The sequence below is a fragment of the Streptomyces sp. NPDC046985 genome, assembly GCF_040644415.1.
Lineage (GTDB): Bacteria > Actinomycetota > Actinomycetes > Streptomycetales > Streptomycetaceae > Streptomyces.
The window spans coordinates 70,767-87,729 of record NZ_JBEYWK010000001.1; the positions used below are offsets into that span (position 1 = coordinate 70,767).

At 73.0% G+C, this 16,963-nt stretch carries 13 protein-coding genes; all 13 read right to left on the reverse strand.

Going from position 1 to position 16,963, the window contains the following annotated elements; translation table 11 throughout:
• Positions 1–150: 150 nt before the first annotated feature.
• The 13 genes from ABZ861_RS00315 to lysA all read right to left on the reverse strand — a co-directional run bounded on the left by ABZ861_RS00315 (position 151) and on the right by lysA (position 16,952).
• Positions 151–1,533, reverse strand: coding sequence for an MraY family glycosyltransferase (locus tag ABZ861_RS00315; RefSeq protein WP_361621177.1), 1,383 nt, complete (start codon positions 1,531–1,533; stop codon positions 151–153).
• 173 nt (positions 1,534–1,706) lie between these two features.
• Positions 1,707–2,945, reverse strand: coding sequence for a serine hydroxymethyltransferase (gene glyA / locus ABZ861_RS00320; protein WP_361621180.1), 1,239 nt, complete (start codon positions 2,943–2,945; stop codon positions 1,707–1,709).
• A gap of 109 nt (positions 2,946–3,054) precedes the next feature.
• On the reverse strand, positions 3,055–3,732 hold the full coding sequence (locus tag ABZ861_RS00325; RefSeq protein ID WP_361621183.1) for a protein-tyrosine-phosphatase: 678 nt from the start codon (positions 3,730–3,732) through the stop codon (positions 3,055–3,057).
• Positions 3,729–4,376 (reverse strand): L-threonylcarbamoyladenylate synthase, encoded by a 648-nt coding sequence (locus tag ABZ861_RS00330; protein WP_361621186.1) that lies wholly within the window; start codon positions 4,374–4,376, stop codon positions 3,729–3,731. Before ABZ861_RS00330 ends, ABZ861_RS00325 begins: the two co-directional genes overlap by 4 nt.
• Positions 4,377–4,431: 55 nt before the next feature.
• A complete protein-coding gene (prmC, locus tag ABZ861_RS00335) occupies positions 4,432–5,271 on the reverse strand; it encodes a peptide chain release factor N(5)-glutamine methyltransferase (RefSeq protein ID WP_361622387.1) in 840 nt (279 codons plus the stop codon).
• Between the two features lie 72 nt (positions 5,272–5,343).
• Positions 5,344–6,414 (reverse strand): peptide chain release factor 1, encoded by a 1,071-nt coding sequence (gene prfA, locus ABZ861_RS00340; protein ID WP_361621189.1) that lies wholly within the window; start codon positions 6,412–6,414, stop codon positions 5,344–5,346.
• A 104-nt stretch (positions 6,415–6,518) separates the two neighbouring features.
• Positions 6,519–6,743, reverse strand: a complete 225-nt coding sequence (rpmE, locus tag ABZ861_RS00345; RefSeq protein ID WP_093834436.1) for a 50S ribosomal protein L31 — start codon at positions 6,741–6,743, stop codon at positions 6,519–6,521.
• Positions 6,744–6,977: 234 nt separating this feature from the next.
• Complete coding sequence (locus ABZ861_RS00350; RefSeq protein WP_361621193.1) at positions 6,978–8,117, reverse strand: LCP family protein; 1,140 nt, start codon at positions 8,115–8,117, stop codon at positions 6,978–6,980.
• Positions 8,118–8,600: 483 nt separating this feature from the next.
• The gene (gene rho / locus ABZ861_RS00355) at positions 8,601–10,640 is read right to left on the reverse strand and encodes a transcription termination factor Rho (RefSeq protein WP_361621196.1); all 2,040 of its coding nucleotides are present in this window, start codon (positions 10,638–10,640) and stop codon (positions 8,601–8,603) included.
• Positions 10,641–11,047: 407 nt separating this feature from the next.
• A complete protein-coding gene (gene thrB, locus ABZ861_RS00360) occupies positions 11,048–11,965 on the reverse strand; it encodes a homoserine kinase (protein ID WP_361621199.1) in 918 nt (305 codons plus the stop codon).
• 881 nt (positions 11,966–12,846) lie between these two features.
• Entirely contained in the window at positions 12,847–13,905 is a 1,059-nt protein-coding gene (gene thrC, locus ABZ861_RS00365) for a threonine synthase (RefSeq protein ID WP_361621202.1), read from the reverse strand.
• Positions 13,906–13,911: 6 nt separating this feature from the next.
• Positions 13,912–15,204, reverse strand: a complete 1,293-nt coding sequence (locus tag ABZ861_RS00370) for a homoserine dehydrogenase (protein WP_361621205.1) — start codon at positions 15,202–15,204, stop codon at positions 13,912–13,914.
• A 356-nt stretch (positions 15,205–15,560) separates the two neighbouring features.
• Positions 15,561–16,952: a diaminopimelate decarboxylase gene (gene lysA, locus ABZ861_RS00375; RefSeq protein WP_361621208.1), complete on the reverse strand. Its 1,392-nt coding sequence runs from the start codon at positions 16,950–16,952 to the stop codon at positions 15,561–15,563.
• Positions 16,953–16,963 lie beyond the last annotated feature (11 nt).

A 16,963-nucleotide genomic window follows, 5' to 3' on the forward strand; every position in this document is an offset into this window, starting at 1 on the left:
GTGCTGGCCGTCACACATGAGAGTGAGGCCGCGCGTCTGTGCAGGAACCGGGGTGACTTGTCTGGTATCAGGGGCTTCGTACCCCCTTCGTAGCCCCATGAGAGAGCAACGCCTTAGTCAGATTCTTACCTTGGAAGGGTCACGCCGGCGTCAGCTCGGCGTGCTGGCCTTCCGTCCGTCGCGGACCCGCGCACGGTGATCGACGGCGGTCGCGCCGTTCGCTCCCGCCACCCCGGCCATGCTCGCCACGGCCGCGGCGGTGCGCTCCCCCGGCTCGGGATCGGCGGACGGCTCGGCGGCGGCGTGCGCCGCGGGGGCCCCGGCGTCGGGGGTCGCGAGGGCCCCGGCGTCGGCGGCCGGGCGTCCGCGGCGGCGGTAGCGCGGCGGCACGAAGCGCTCGGCCCAGCGCGGGGCGCGCGGCGTGAACCGCGGCAGCAGGAGCAGCACCAGTCCGATGGAGCTGAGCAGCGCGACGCCCAGCACGATCCACATGGACGCGGAGTTGACCGAGTAGCCGAGCGCGCCGAAGCCGATCAGCGCGGCCCAGAAGTACATGATCAGCACGGCGCGGCTGTGCGAGTGGCCGATCTGGAGCAGGCGGTGGTGCAGGTGGCCCCGGTCGGCGGCGAACGGCGACTGACCGCGCCAGGTGCGCCGCACGACCGCGAAGACGAAGTCGGAGGCCGGGATCGCGATGATCGTCAGCGGCATCAGCAGCGGGATGTAGACGGGCACCATCGCGTGCACCGCGTTGCGCTCGGAGCCGGAGAACAGCTTCATCACGTCCGGGTCGACCTGCCCGGTCACCGAGATCGCGCCCGCCGCGAGCACCAGCCCGATCAGCATCGAGCCCGAGTCGCCCATGAACACGCGCGCGGGGTGCATGTTGTGCGGCAGGAAGCCCAGGCACATGCCCATCAGGACGGCCGCGAACAGGGTGGCCGGGGCGGCGGCCTCGATGCCGTACGAGTACCAGATGCGGTAGGCGTACATGAAGAACGCGGCGGCGGCGATGCACACCATGCCCGCCGCCAGGCCGTCCAGGCCGTCCACGAAGTTGACCGCGTTGATGGTGATGACCACCAGCGCCACCGTAAGCAGCGTGCCCTGCCACTGGGTCAGCGCCACCGTGCCCACACCGGGCACCGGCAGCCACAGGATCGTCAGTCCCTGCATGACCATCACGCCGGCGGCGATCATCTGGCCGCCCAGCTTGATCAGGGCGTCGATCTCGAACTTGTCGTCCAGGACGCCGATCAGCCAGATCAGCGCCGCCCCGGAGAGCAGCGCGCGCGGCTCGTTGGACTTGGCGAAGACCTCGTTGAGGTTGTTCAGGTGGTCGGCCACCAGGAGACCCGCGCACAGGCCGAAGAACATCGCGATCCCGCCGAGCCGCGGAGTGGGCTCCCGGTGCACGTCGCGTGCCCGGATCTCCGGCATCGCTCCCGCCACGATCGCGAACTTGCGCACCGGCCCTGTCAGCAGGTACGTCACCGCGGCCGTGATGCAGAGCGTCAGCAGGTATTCACGCACAGGCTTCCCCACAGGTCTCGCTGGCCATCTCCGCCCCACCCTAGCGACGCAGGCATATGTATGGGGACTTACGGGTAACGACGATGGTTGCATGAACGGCGGCCGACGGCGGCCCGGGGCCCGGCGCGGGCCGCTCCCGTCCGGTCCGCCCCCGCTCAGGCGGGGGACGGCGGTCAGGGCGGGTAGGGCGGGAACCGTCCGGTGAGTTCGCGCACGTCCACGCGGGCGCGCGCCGGATCCAGCTCGCCGCGCAGCACCTTGCCGCACAGCAGCGCGATCCGCCGCATCTCCTCCTGCCCCATGCCCTGGGTGGTGACCGCCGCGGCGCCCAGCCGCAGCCCGCGGGCGTCGGCGTGCGGCAGGGCGCAGCAGTCCAGCACGATGCCGGCCGCGGCCAGCAGCCCGCGCGCGGCCCGCGCGTCCACGCCCAGCGGCGCCGGGTCGGCGGTGATCAGATGGGTGTCGGTGCCGCCGGTGGTGAGGTGCAGCCCCTCGGCGCCCAGGTACGCGGCCAGCACCCGGGCGTTGGCGACCACCTGGTGGGCGTAGGCCGCGTACGCCGGGGAGGCCGCCTCGCCGAACGCCACGGCCTTCGCGGCGACCGCGTGCATCTGGGCGCCGCACTGGGTGAAGGGGAACACCGCCCGGTCCACCCGCTCGGCCAGGTCGGCGCCGCACAGGATCATGCCGCCGCGCGGCCCGCGCAGCACCTTGTGGGTGGTGGCGCACACCACGTCGGCATACGGCACCGGGCTGGGCGCCGCTCCCCCGGCGACCAGGCCGAGGGTGTGCGCGGCGTCCGCGATCAGGTAGGCGCCCACCTCGTCGGCGACCTCGCGGAAGAAGGCGTGGTCGAGGTGGCGCGGGTAGGCGATCGACCCGCACACGATCGCCTTGGGGCGGTGCGTGCGGGCCAGGGCGCGCACCTGGTCGTGGTCGATGAACCCGGACTCGGCGTCGACGCCGTAGCCGACGAAGTCGAACCAGCTCCCGGAGAAGTTCGCGGGCGAGCCGTGGGTGAGGTGGCCGCCGTGCGGCAGTCCGAGGGCGAGGACGGTGTCGCCGGGGCGCAGCAGCGCGGCGTAGGCGGCGAGCACCGCGGAGGACCCCGAGTGCGGCTGCACGTTGGCGTGCTCGGCGCCGAACAGGGCCTTGGCCCGCTCCACCGCGAGCCGTTCGGCCACGTCGACGATCTCGCAGCCGCCGTGGTGCCGGGCGCCGGGGTAGCCCTCGGCGTACTTGTTCGCCAGCGGCGAGCCGAGCGCGGCCAGCACTGCGGGCGAGGTGAAGTTCTCCGCCGCGATCAGTTGCAGGGTCGTCGACTGCCGCTCCAGCTCCGCCAGCAGCAGCTCGGCCACTTCCGGATCCTGCCGGAGCAGGACATCGGCCTCGGGGGCGGGGATGACCGACATGGGCGGGCTCCGGGCGGTCGACGGCGGCGTACGTCCAATGTAGGCCCGCCCCGCACGCTCCGCGCGGTCGCCTGCGCCTCGCGGGCGCGCCGGCGCCTCCCGGGGCGTCTCAGGCCCGCGCCGGCACTCCCGTCAGCGCCGTCACGACCGGATCGAGCGCCTGGTGTATCTCGTCGCCGATCGACCGGAAGAAGGGCAGCGGCGCCCCGTAGGGGTCGTACACCTCGTCCGCCTCGGCGGTGGGGGCGAGCAGCCAGCCGCGCAGCGCCGCGGCGGCCCGGACCAGGGCCCGCGCGCGCTCGACCATTCCCTCCTCCAGCGGGGGCAGCGTCGCGGGGTCGATCGCCTTCACCAGGCGGGTGAACTCCTTGAGCGTGAAGGTGCGCAGGCCCGCCGAGTGGCCCATGGAGATCACCTGCGCTCGGTGGTCGCGGGTGGCGGTGAGCACCAGGTCGGCCGTGATCACGTGCTCGTCCAGCAGTTCGCGGCCGGTGAAGCCCGAGGCGTCGGCCCCGAAGTCCGCGAGCACCGCCTCCGCGTTGCTCTCCATCGGCGCGCCCTCGTGGCCCCAGGTGCCCGCGCTCTCCACGATCAGGCCGCCGCCCGCCGGGTCGCCGAGCCGGTCCGCCAGGAAGTGCCTGGTCAACCGCTCGGTGATGGGCGAGCGGCATACGTTGCCGGTGCTGACGTGGAGAATCCGGAAGGCGCCGTCGGCGCCGCCGGGCTGGGCCGGGAACCGGGTCGCGTCCTGCCCGCCTATGCCGCGCCCCGCTTCGGGGGCCGTCAATTCGCCACCTCGAGGTCGGGGACGACCTTCCTCAGCTCCTCGGGCGTCAGCGCGCCCGCGCGGAGCAGCACGGGCACCTCGCGGGTCACGTCGACGATGGAGGACGGGACGTTGCCGGGGGTGGGGCCGCCGTCGAGGTACACGGAGACGGAGTCGCCGAGCATGTCCTGGGCGGCGTCGCAGGTCTCCGGCGCGGGGTGGCCGGTGAGGTTCGCCGAGGAGACGGCCATCGGACCGAACTCGCTCAGCAGCTCGATGGCGACCGGGTGCAGCGGCATCCGCACGGCGACGGTGCCCCGGGTGTCGCCGAGGTCCCACTGGAGCGAGGGCTGGTGCCGGGCGACCAGGGTCAGCGCGCCCGGCCAGAACGCGTCGACCAGCTCCCAGGCCATCTCCGAGAAGTCCGTGACCAGGCCGTGCAGCGTGTTCGGGGAGCCGATGAGCACGGGCGTGGGCATGTTCCGCCCGCGGCCCTTGGCGGCGAGCAGGTCGGCGACGGCCTCGGAGGAGAACGCGTCGGCGCCGACGCCGTACACCGTGTCGGTGGGCAGCACCACGAGTTCGCCCCGGCGGACGGCGGACGCGGCCTCGCGCAGACCCGTCACACGGTCGGTCGCGTCATTGGTGTCGTATCGCCGTGCCATGGTCAGCGGTCCTCCTCGTACGCGTACTGCTGGTCTGTGGTCCTGGTGGGCGCGGTCACGGCAGCGCCTTGCGGGCGGTGGCGAACCGGGGCCGGTTGTTCAGGTCGGGGTGGTCGGCCGCGTCGGCCCAGCCCCGCTCCTCGGCGAAGATCCACGGCACCTGGCCGCCCTGGGTGTCGGCGTGCTCGATCACGACGACCCCGCCCGGACGCAGCAGCCGGTGGGCGGTGCGCTCGATGCCCCGGATCAGCTCGAGGCCGTCCTCCCCGGAGAACAGCGCCAGCTCCGGGTCGTAGTCGCGGGCCTCGGGGGCGACGTACTCCCATTCGGTGAGCGGGATGTACGGCGGGTTGGAGACGACGAGGTCGACCTGGCCGTCGAGGTCGGGGAACGCGCTCAGCGCGTCGCCCTGGCGCAGGTCGACCCGGGAGCCCTCGGTGTTCTTGCGGGTCCAGGTCAGCGCCTCCTCGCTCAGCTCCACGGCGTGCACGCGCGAGCGCGGCACCTCCTGGGCGAGGGCCAGGGCGATGGCGCCCGAGCCGGTGCACAGGTCGACGATGCACGGCTCGACCACGTCCATGGCGCGCACCGCGTCTATCGCCCAGCCGACCACGGACTCGGTCTCCGGGCGCGGCACGAAGACGCCGGGGCCGACCTGGAGCTCCAGATAGCGGAAGTAGGCGAGTCCGGTGATGTGCTGGAGCGGCTCGCGCTGCTCGCGCCGGGCGACGACCTCCCAGTAGCGGGCGTCGAAGTCCGCGTCCTTCACCGAGTGCAGGGCGCCGCGTTTGACGCCGTGCACGAACGCGGCCAGCTCCTCGGCGTCGGTGCGCGGCGAGGGCACGCCGGCGTCCGCCAGCCGCTGGGTGGCCTGGGCCACCTCGGCGAGCAGCACACTGCGGGGACTGGGGGGGCGGCCCCCGGGTTCTAGCTGCACGCAAGTCCTCCGGACGTCCTCGTACGAGCCTTACGCGGCCGCGAGCTTCGCGGCCGAGTCCGCGTCCACGCAGGCCTGGATGACCGCGGCCAGCTCACCGTCGAGGACCTGGTCGAGGTTGTACGCCTTGAAGCCGACGCGGTGGTCCGAGATGCGGTTCTCCGGGAAGTTGTACGTGCGGATCTTCTCGGAGCGGTCGACGGTGCGGACCTGGCTGCGGCGGGCGTCCGCGGCCTCCCGCTCGGCCTCCTCCTGCGCCGCGGCGAGCAGCCGGGAGCGCAGGATGCGCATCGCCTGCTCCTTGTTCTGGAGCTGGCTCTTCTCGTTCTGGCAGGAGGCGACGACGCCGGTGGGCAGGTGTGTGATGCGCACCGCGGAGTCGGTGGTGTTCACGGACTGGCCGCCGGGGCCGGAGGACCGGTAGACGTCGATGCGGAGGTCGTTCGGATTGATCTCGACGTCGACCTCCTCGGCCTCCGGGGTCACCAGGACGCCCGCGGCCGAGGTGTGGATGCGGCCCTGGGACTCGGTGGCCGGCACGCGCTGCACGCGGTGCACCCCGCCCTCGTACTTCAGGCGGGCCCACACGCCCTGGCCGGGCTCGCTCTGGCCGCCGCGGGCCTTCACCGCGACCTGCACGTCCTTGTAGCCGCCCAGCTCGGACTCGGTGGCGTCGATGATCTCGGTCTTCCAGCCGACGCGCTCGGCGTAGCGCAGGTACATGCGCAGCAGGTCGCCGGCGAACAGCGCGGACTCGTCGCCGCCCGCGCCCGCCTTGATCTCCAGGATGACGTCCTTGTCGTCGCTGGGGTCGCGCGGGACGAGCAGCAGACGCAGCTTCTCGGTCAGCTCCTCGCGCTGCTTCTCCAGCTCCTTGACCTCGGCGGCGAAGTCGGGGTCGTCGGCGGCGAGTTCGCGAGCGGTGCCGATGTCGTCGCCGGTCTGCTTCCAGGAGCGGAACGAAGCGACGATCGGGGTCAGCTCGGCGTACCGCTTGTTCAGCTTGCGCGCGTTCGCCTGGTCGGCGTGGACCGACGGTTCGGCGAGCTTCTTCTCCAGGTCGGCGTGCTCGGTGACGAGCTCCTCGACGGCCTCGAACATCTTTCGGCTCCTGATACGGCGGGACGGGAAGGCGGGCGACCAAAAACGCCGGTCCCGGCGCACCCCGGCGACGGGGCGGCCGTGGACCGGCGAATGGGGGCTCGCTACTTCTTGGAGCCGGCGGCAGCCTTGCCGAAGCGGGCCTCGAAGCGGGCCACGCGGCCACCGGTGTCGAGGATCTTCTGCTTGCCCGTGTAGAACGGGTGGCACTCGGAGCAGACCTCGGCCCGGACGGTGCCGGAGTCGATGGTGCTGCGGGTGGTGAACGACGCGCCGCAGGTGCAGCTCACCTGCGTCTCGACGTACTCGGGGTGGATGTCGCGCTTCAAGGTGTCTCCTAGGTTCGGGAGGGCGCCGGGTCGCAGACCGCGGGATGCGGGAGCGTGAACCGGAGCCGACGGACCAGTCTGCCAGGACTGGCGCCTTCTCCCCAAACCGGGGGGTCCGGCCGTCTATTCCCCGCCCGTCGCGACGCCTCCCGCCGCACGTCCCGCGATGCCTCCCGGCGCACGTCTCGCGGCACGTCCCGTGGCACGTCCCGGGCGCGGGCGCCGGAGCGCCCTCTAGGACGATGTGACGACGCCCGCGGCGCCGCCGCTCGCCGTGCCCTCGCGGGCCGCCTCGGGGACCGGCCGGTCGGCCTTCAGGGCGTTCCACACCAGACGGGCCTTGCGCTGGTCGACGACGACCCGGTTGGCGTCGGCGGTGTCGTACTGCACGGGCATCGTGACCGTGCTCATGTGCGAGGAGTCGACGCCCTTGAGGCCGTCGGCGAAGGCGATCAGCCGGTTCACCGAGCCGATGTCGGAGTCGGTGGTGACGGTCCTGGTGGCGGTGTCGGCGAGGTCGTAGAGCCGCTTGGGGTCGCTGAACAGGCCGATGTGCTTGACCTGCGATACCAGCGCCTTGACGAACGCCTGCTGGAGCTGGATGCGGCCGAGGTCGGAGCCGTCGCCCACGCCGTGCCGGGTACGGACCAGGCCGAGCGCCTGGCGCCCGTCGAGGGTGTGCGGGCCCGCGGCGAGGTCGAGGTGGCTGTTCGGGTCGTGGATGGCCCTGGCCGTGCTGATCCGGACGCCGCCGAGGTCGTCGACGAGCTTCTGGAAGCCCTTGAAGTCGACCTCCAGGTAGTGGTCCATGCGCATGCCGGTGAGCGACTCGACGGTCTTCACCGCGCAAGCGGCCCCGCCGGTGGAGTACGCCTCGTTGAACATCACGTCGCGGGCGGCCGGGTGCGCGTCGCCGCGGGAATCGGTGCACTCGGGGCGGTCGACGAGGGTGTCGCGGGGGATGGAGACCACGGTGGCGTTCTTGTGGTCCTCGTCCACGTGCACGATCATCGCCGTGTCGGAGCGGGCGCTGCCGTCGTCGGCGCCGCCGCCCAGCTTCTCGTTGCCGCCCGCGCGGCTGTCGGAGCCGAGGACCAGGATGTTCTCGGCGCCGGTGGCGGCCTTGGCGGGCCGGTCGGCGCCGAGCGCCTGGTTGATGTCGACCGTCTTGAGGTTGTCGTTGAGCTTGTAGTAGAGGAAGCCCGCGCCGGCGCCGCCGAGCACGACGATCCCCGCGGCCGTCCAGGCCGTGGCCGTCAGCGCCTTGCGCCGTCTCGCGAGCGGCGTGCGGCGGCCGCCCTCGGCGGCGCCGCGGGCGCTCGTGGAGCCGGACTCTCCCGGTGTGCCGGGACCCGGCGTGCTCTCGGCGGACATGTGCTCCTCAGCTCTCGTCTCCGGTCGGTCACCCCCTGCGTCAGGGTTCGGCCACCCGCATCGCACCATCGTCGCTCGAATGGAGGGACGGGGGAACTCGAGCCAGCGTTGCACAACGCTCCGTATCGATCGTGTACGGATACGGCGACGCAGCGTAGGCGACGGTGCGGAGAGCCCCCGCCTCACCTGCGGTTCCCGCATCCGGCCGAGATCACGCGCTGTCGGCGCCGTGAGTGAGACCTGTGGCAAAGCTCTCGCGTGGTCCGGCCCATGGGCCGGGAGCGACGGAAGGCGCGCCGCCGCGGGGAGGACAGCCGGGAGCGGCGGAAGGCCCGCGGCGGCGAGGAGGACGGCCGGGCGACCGGAGGCGCGCGGCCGCGGGCACGGCGGCCGGGCGTCTTCGCGCACCCGGCGACCGCCGCCGCCGACACGGCGAAGGGCCGCCCCCGTGCGGGAGCGGCCCTTCGGGCTGATCGCGAGGACTCAGTCGCCGTTGCCCGGCGTCGGGGTCGTCTTCTGGATCTGCATCAGGAACTCGATGTTCGACTTCGTCTGCTTCATCTTGTCCAGGAGCAGTTCGATCGCCTGCTGCTGGTCGAGCGCGTGCAGCACCCGGCGCAGCTTCCAGACGATGGCCAACTCCTCGTTGCCGAGCAGGATCTCCTCCTTGCGGGTGCCGGACGCGTCCACGTCCACCGCCGGGAAGATGCGCTTGTCGGCGAGCTTCCGGTCGAGCTTCAGCTCCATGTTGCCGGTGCCCTTGAACTCCTCGAAGATCACCTCGTCCATCCGGGACCCGGTCTCCACCAGGGCGGTGGCGAGGATGGTCAGCGAGCCGCCGTCCTCGATGTTGCGCGCCGCGCCGAAGAAGCGCTTCGGCGGGTACAGCGCGGTCGAGTCGACGCCGCCGGAGAGGATGCGGCCGGAGGCGGGCGCGGCGAGGTTGTACGCACGGCCCAGACGCGTGATCGAGTCCAGCAGCACGACGACGTCGTGGCCCAGCTCCACCAGGCGCTTGGCGCGCTCGATGGCCAGCTCGGCGACCGTGGTGTGGTCCTCGGCCGGACGGTCGAAGGTCGAGGAGATGACCTCGCCCTTGACCGACCGCTGCATGTCGGTGACCTCTTCGGGACGCTCGTCGACGAGGACGACCATCAGGTGGCACTCGGGGTTGTTGTGCGTGATCGCGTTGGCGACCGCCTGCATGATCATGGTCTTGCCGGTCTTCGGCGGGGCCACGATCAGACCGCGCTGGCCCTTGCCGATCGGCGACACCAGGTCGATGATCCGGGTCGTCAGCACACCGGGGTCGGTCTCCAGGCGGAGCCGGTCCTGCGGGTACAGCGGCGTCAGCTTGGTGAACTCCGGCCGTCCGCGGCCGTGTTCGGGCGCCATGCCGTTGACCGAGTCCAGGCGGACCAGCGCGTTGAACTTCTCGCGCCGCTCGCCGTCCTTCGGCTGGCGGACCGCGCCGGTGACGTGGTCGCCCTTGCGCAGGCCGCTCTTGCGGACCTGGGCGAGGGAGACGTACACGTCGTTCGGGCCGGGCAGGTAGCCGGAGGTGCGGATGAACGCGTAGTTGTCGAGGATGTCGAGGATGCCGGCGACCGGGATCAGGACGTCGTCGTCGGTGATCTGCGGCTCGGACACCTCGTCACGGCCGCGGCGGCCGCGACGGTCGCGGTAGCGGCCGCGGCGGCCGCGGCGGCCGCCCTCGAAGTCGTCGTCGTCCTGCGGACCGACGGCGCGGTCCGGCCGGCCGCCGCTCTGCTGCTGGCTCTGCTGCTGACCCTGCTGGCGCTGCCCGGCCTGCTGGTCGTCGCCCTTGCCGCGACGGTCGCGGTCCCCGGCGCGCTCACGGTCTCCGCCACGGTCGCGGTCCCCGCCGCGGTCGCGGTCTCCGCCGCGCTCTCGGTCGCGGCCTCGCTCGCGGCGGTCGCGGCGGCGGCCCTCGCCGTCGCCCGCGTCGCCCTTGGCGTCGCCCTGCTGCTGGCCCTGGGCCTGCTGCTGCGCGGGGGCCTCGGACTTCGCCTCGCTCTTGGCCTCGGCGACGACGGTCTCGGGGCTGCCCGCCTCGGCAGCCCGGCGCCGGCGGCGGTCCGCGGGAGCGTCCTCGCTGGCCGGCTGGCCGGGGATGTCGATCTGCTGCTGAGCGGCGGCCTGGTCGGCCGGCGCCTCGGCCGCCTTCTTCGCGGCGGGCGCCTCGTCGCCGGTGCGGGCACGGGAGGTGGCGCGGCGCTTCGGCTTGGCCTCGGCGGCCTCGTCGGCCTTCGCGGGGGCGGCGCCCCCTCCGGCCTGCGCGTCCTTGATGACCTCGATGAGCTGGCTCTTGCGCATGCGCGCGGTGCCCTTGATGCCGAGGCCCGAGGCGACCTGCTGAAGCTCGGCCAGCACCATGCCGTCGAGGCCGGTACCGCGGCGCCGCCGCGAGCCGGCACCAGCAGCAGGCGCGGAGGCGTCCGTGGCGGGCGCGGCAGCGGTCTCCTCGACACGTGCGCCCATCAGATCGGTGGTGTCGCTCACGAAGGGTCCTTCCCTGGAGCGGACGTCGGCCTGTCTGGCTCGGCGACCGTTTGTGCTGTCCGGCGGCGGTCCTGGCTGTACGGATCGCGCCGGGGCGGTGGTCCGCCCGGAACGGCGGAAGAGATAACTGGTGAGTGGCGCTGCCCCGACGGGCCGTGGCATCGAGTGTCACGTGGCGTGGTAGCGCCTGTTCCGGAGCGTGCCCTGCGGACCGCTCAGCGCTCGCGTACGGCGTACTGCCCAGGCACGGAGTACGGAACACGGAGTGGCGTGGGGAGCTCCCGGAAGAATGTCAGTCCCGGACGGGGACACGACGCACCTCGCCATAGTGAGGTCGGGTGCAGACTTGAGATTAACACTACCGGATCCAACAAACATTCCCCCTCTCGAAAACCGGCAATCGCGTGTCAGCCCGACAGCGGCATCACGCTCGCGCCCTGCCGGTCCAGGCTCAGCCGGTTGGCCGCCCATTCGGGTCCCGCGAGCCGCTCCACCTTGTCGGCGCTGTCCGCGTCGGCCAGCGCCATCACCGTCGGTCCCGCGCCGGAGATGACCGCGGGCACGCCGTCGGCGCGCAGGCGCTCCATCAGCGCCGCGCTCTCCGGCATCGCCGAGGCGCGGTACTCCTGGTGCAGGCGGTCCTCGGTGGCGGGCAGCAGCAGCTCGGGGCGCCGCGTGAGGGCCTCGACGAGCAGCGCGGCGCGGCCCGCGTTGACGGCCGCGTCGACGTGCGGGACGGTGCGCGGGAGCAGGCCGCGCGCGGTCTCGGTCAGCACCGGCTTGCCCGGCACGAAGACCACCGGAACGACGGAGTCGCCGGGGTCCATCCTGATGGCGCGCGCGGCGCCGGCCTCCATCCAGGACAGGGTGAACCCGCCCAGCAGACAGGCCGCCACGTTGTCCGGGTGGCCCTCGATCTCGGTGGCCAGCTCCAGCAGCGCGGTGTCGTCGAGCCGGGCCTCGCCGCCTATGGTCACCGCGCGCGCGGCGACGATGCCGGCGCAGATGGCGGCGGAGGAGGAGCCCAGACCGCGGCCGTGCGGAATGCGGTTGGCGCAGACGATCTCCAGCCCGCGCGGCTGTCCGCCGAGGACGTCGAAGGCGGCGCGCAGCGCTCGTACCAGCAGGTGCTTCTCGTCGCGCGGCAGCGTCTCGCCGCCCTCGCCCGCGATGTCGATGTGCAGCCCGGAGTCGGCCACCCGGACCACCACGTCGTCGTAGAGCCCCAGCGCGAGGCCGAGGGCGTCGAAGCCCGGCCCGAGGTTGGCGCTGGTGGCGGGGACGCGCACCCGTACGGCGGCGGCGCGGAACGCTGGACCGGCCATCGCTCGTTGACTCTCCTTGCACTGCGTGAGGGCGGGGGACGCGACGGAATCCGGCGGAGTCCGGCAGCCCTTCGCCCGACGTTCACTGGGGGTTCGACTGGGGAAGCGGGAGGTTCGACTGGGGGGATACGGCTGGGGGGTTCGACTGAGGGTCTCGGCTTGGGGGGCGGCTGACGTCCGGCCAGCCGGGCGTGCCGCGGGGCCTGCGGGTTGCGACCGCGCGGACGACGCGGCGGGCCCGGCTGGGCATATGCGGCGGGCGGGTTCGCCACAGCCTATCGAAGGAAGGTTCTGTGGCGACATAGGGCGCACGGGAGGCGCACGAAGCGTGTCGCAAGCCCCTCGTGCACCCGTATGAGCGCCCCTGGGTGGCGACGCTTCGGGCGCCGCCGCGCGAGGTCACGGGGGTGCGCGGGGCGCGCGGCGCGCGGCGCGGGGCGCGGGGCGCGCGGCGCGGGGCGCGCGGGGCCGGGCGGCGACGCGGCGCCCGCTGCGGCGGCGTCACGCCTCGGCACCGGGGGCATCACGCCTCGCGCCCGGGGGCGTCCCGCCTCGGGCCCGGGGGCTCCCGGCTCCTCCGCCGTCCCGCACCTCCGCCGGTGCGCCGTATCGCCGTTGGGCGTGTACGCCGGTGCGCGGTCGGGCGTGCCCGACGGTGCGCCGTCCCGCCCGGTGCGCGGTTGAGCGTGTCCGCCGGGGCGTTGTACCGGCGGTGCGCGGTCGGGCTCGTCCGCCGGGGCGTCGTACCGCCGTTGCGCGGTCAGGCTCGTCCGCCGAGACGTCGTACCGCCGTTGCGGCCGTCCGTCGCGCCCGGTGCGGCTCGCTTCGGCGCCTCGACGGGGGTGCGGCCCGCTTTTCGGCGTCTCGGCGTCTCGGCGGGTCAGGTCAGGCCCAGCCGTTCCGCCGCCGTGGCCGCGTCGACCGGGACGGTGACCGGCTGCGGGGCGCCGGCGACGGCCCAGTCGGGGTCCTTCAGCCCGTTGCCGGTGACGGTGCACACGATCCGCTGGCCGGGGTCCACCTCGCCCTGCTCGGCGGCCTTCAGCAGACCGGCGACCGAAGCGGCCGACGCCGGCTCCACGAAGACGCCCTCTTGGGCGGCCAACAGCCGGTAAGCGCGCAGGATCTCACGGTCCGTCACCTCTTCGATCGCGCCGCCTGACTCGTCCCGCGCGGCCAGCGCGAACGCCCAGGAGGCGGGGTTGCCGATGCGGATCGCGGTGGCGATGGTGGACGGGTCCTTGACGACCTCGCCGCGCACGATCGGGGCGCTGCCGGACGCCTGGAACCCCCACATGCGGGGGGCCCTGCTGGAGACGCCGTCGGCGGCGTACTCCTTGTAACCCTTCCAGTAGGCCGTGATGTTGCCCGCGTTCCCGACCGGGAGGACGTGGATGTCGGGCGCGTCGCCGAGCATGTCCACGATCTCGAAGGCGGCCGTCTTCTGGCCCTCGATGCGCACCGGGTTGACCGAGTTGACCAGCGCCACCGGGTAGTCGTCGCTCAGCGCGCGGGCGAGGGTGAGGCAGTCGTCGAAGTTGCCGTCGACCTGGAGGATCTTCGCGCCGTGCACAAGCGCCTGGCCCATCTTGCCGAGCGCGATCTTGCCCCGCGGCACGAGCACCGCGCAGACCATGCCGGCCCGGACGGCGTAGGCGGCAGCGCTGGCGGAGGTGTTGCCGGTGGACGCGCAGATGACGGCCTTGGCGCCCTCCTCCTTCGCCCTGCTGATCGCCATGGTCATGCCCCGGTCCTTGAAGGACCCGGTCGGGTTGGCGCCCTCCACCTTCAGGTGGACCTCGCAGCCGGTGCGCTCGGAGAGCACCTGCGCGGGCACGAGCGGCGTACCGCCCTCCCGAAGCGTCACGACCGGCGTCGCGTCGGACACCGGCAGCCGGTCCCGGTACTCCTCGATGATTCCGCGCCACTGGTGGGTCATCGCTGGTTACTCTCCTTCAACCCGCATGATGCTGGCGACGCCCCGCACGGTGTCGAGGCTGCGCAGCGCCGCGACGGTGCCGGTGAGGGCGGCGTCGGACGCGCGGTGGGTGACGACGACGAGAGACGCCTCGCCGTCCTTGCCCTGCTGGCGGACCGTGTCGATGGACACGCCGTGCTCGGCGAACACGGTGGCGACCTGGGCCAGGACGCCCGGCTTGTCGGCGACGTCCAGGCTGATGTGGTAGCGCGTGACGACGTCCCCCATGGGCGAGACGGGCAGCGCGGCGTACGCGGACTCGCCGGGCCCGGTGCTCCCGCTGAGCCGGTTGCGGCAGACGGCCACCAGGTCGCCGAGCACGGCGGAGGCGGTGGGCGGACCGCCGGCGCCGGGCCCGTAGAACATCAGCCGGCCGGCCGCCTCCGACTCGACGAAGACGGCGTTGTAGGCGCCGCGCACCGAGGCCAGCGGGTGGCTGAACGGGATCATCGCGGGGTGCACGCGCGCGGTGACGGACGCTCCGTCCGCGGCCCGCTCGCAGATCGCGAGCAGTTTGATCGTGCAGCCCATCTCCTTGGCGGAGGCGAAGTCGGCGGCGGTGACCTCGGTCATGCCCTCGCGGTGGACGTCGTCGAGGCGGACCCGGGTGTGGAAGGCGATCCCGGCGAGGATGGCGGCCTTGGCGGCGGCGTCGAACCCCTCGACGTCGGCGGTCGGATCGGCCTCGGCGTAGCCGAGCGCGGTGGCCTCGTCGAGCGCTTCCTGGTAGCCGGCGCCGGTGGAGTCCATCTTGTCGAGGATGAAGTTCGTGGTGCCGTTGACGATGCCGAGCACCCGGTCGACCTTGTCCCCGGCGAGGGATTCGCGCAGCGGCCGGATGAGCGGAATGGCCCCGGCGACGGCGGCCTCGTAGTAGAGGTCCTGGCCGTGCTCGCCGGCCGCCGCGTGCAGGGTGGCGCCGTCCTGGGCGAGCAGGGCCTTGTTGGCGGAGACGACGGAGGCGCCGTGCTCGAAGGCGGTGGTGATGAGGGTCCGCGCGGGCTCGATGCCGCCGATGACCTCGACCACGACGTCGATGTCGCCCCGTTTGACGAGGGCGGTGGCGTCGGCGGTGACGAGGGCGGGGTCGACGCCCTCGCGCACCCGCGACGGGCGGCGGACCGCGACGCCCGCCAGCTCCACGGGCGCACCGATCCGGGCGGCGAGGTCGTCGGCGTGCGTCGTCATGAGGCGCGCCACCTCTGAGCCGACGACCCCACAGCCCAGCAGCGCCACCCTCAGCGGACGCGTACGCATCATGCGACCTCGTTTCCTCATGCCGTGCACGGTGGGACCAGTCTCACCCACCGGATCGGAGTTTCCGCCGGTTGTCCGGATAGTGAGATTCATATTTCATTTCCAGCGGATCGTTTCGGCGAAGATCCTCCGGCTTCGGCGGAGGTCATCCGGTTGCGGCGGAGGTCATCCGGTTGCGGCGGAGGTCATCCGGTTGCGGCGGAGGTCTTCGGCTTCGGCGGCGGTCGTCGGCTTCGGCTTCGGCGGCGGTCGTCGGCTTCGGCTTCGGCGGCGGTCGTCGGCTTCGGCTTCGGCTTCGGCTTCGGCTTCGGCTTCGGCGGGGATCCTTCGGCGCCGCTCGCGCGAGGGGCGCCGGCGGATCAACCGACGTCGAGTCGCAGCAGGTCCTCCTCCGTCTCGCGTCGTACGACGACCCGCGCGGCGCCGTCGCTCACGGCGACGACCGGCGGCCGCAGCGCGTGGTTGTAATTGCTGGCCATGGAGCGGCAGTAGGCGCCCGTGGCCGGTACGGCGATGAGGTCGCCGGGCGCGAGGTCGGCCGGCAGGAACGCGTCCTTGACCACGATGTCCCCGCTCTCGCAGTGCTTGCCGACGACCCGGACGAGCATCGGCTCGGCGTCGGAGGCGCGCGAGACCAGCGCGACGCTGTACTCCGCGTCGTAGAGCGCGGTGCGGATGTTGTCGGACATGCCGCCGTCGACGGAGACGTAGGTGCGCAGCCCCTCCAGCGGCTTGACGGTGCCGACCTCGTAGAGGGTGAAGGCGGTCGGGCCGACGATGGCGCGGCCCGGCTCGACGGAGATACGGGGGGTGCGGAGCCGGGCGGCCTCGCACTCGCGGGAGACGATCTCGGTCAGCGCCTTGGCGATCTCGTGCGGCTCGCGCGGGTCGTCGTCAGCGGTGTAGGCGATGCCGAGGCCGCCGCCGAGGTCGATCTCGGGCAGCTCGACGCCGTGCTCGTCGCGGACGTCCTTCAGCAGGCCCACGACGCGGTGCGCGGCGACCTCGAACCCCGACATGTCGAAGATCTGCGACCCGATGTGGCTGTGGATCCCGATCAGCTCCAGCCCGTCGAGCTGGAGGGCCCGCCGCACGGCCTCGGCGGCCTGGCCCCCGGCGAGCGGGATGCCGAACTTCTGGTCCTCGTGCGCGGTGGCGATGAACTCGTGCGTGTGCGCCTCGACTCCGACGGTGACCCGGATCTGGACGGGCTGGCGGCGGCCCAGCTCCCGCGCGACGTGCGCGACCCGCACGATCTCCTGGAAGGAGTCGAGCACGATCCGCCCGACGCCGGCCTCCACGGCCCGCCGGATCTCCGCGGACGACTTGTTGTTGCCGTGGAAGGCGATGCGCTCGGCGGGCATCCCCGCGGACAGCGCGGTGGCCAGTTCGACGCCGGAGCAGACGTCGAGGTTGAGCCCTTCCTCGTGCAGCCACCGCACGACCGCCCGGGACAGGAACGCCTTGCCCGCGTAGAAGACGTCGGCGTCCTGCCCGAAGGCGGTGCGCCAGGCGCGGGCGCGGGCGCGGAAGTCGGCCTCGTCGAGGATGTAGGCGGGGGTGCCGAACTCCTCGGCGAGCCGCGTGACGGCGATCCCGCCGACGCGCACGACGCCGTCCTCGTCGCGGCCGACGGTCTGCGCCCAGATCTTGGCGTCGAGGGTGTTGAGGTCGGCGGGCGGGGCGGAGTAGTGGCCCTCGGTCAGGACGTCGGCGTAGCGGGGACCGGCGGGATGTGCGGAACGGCTCATGTCGGTGTGTC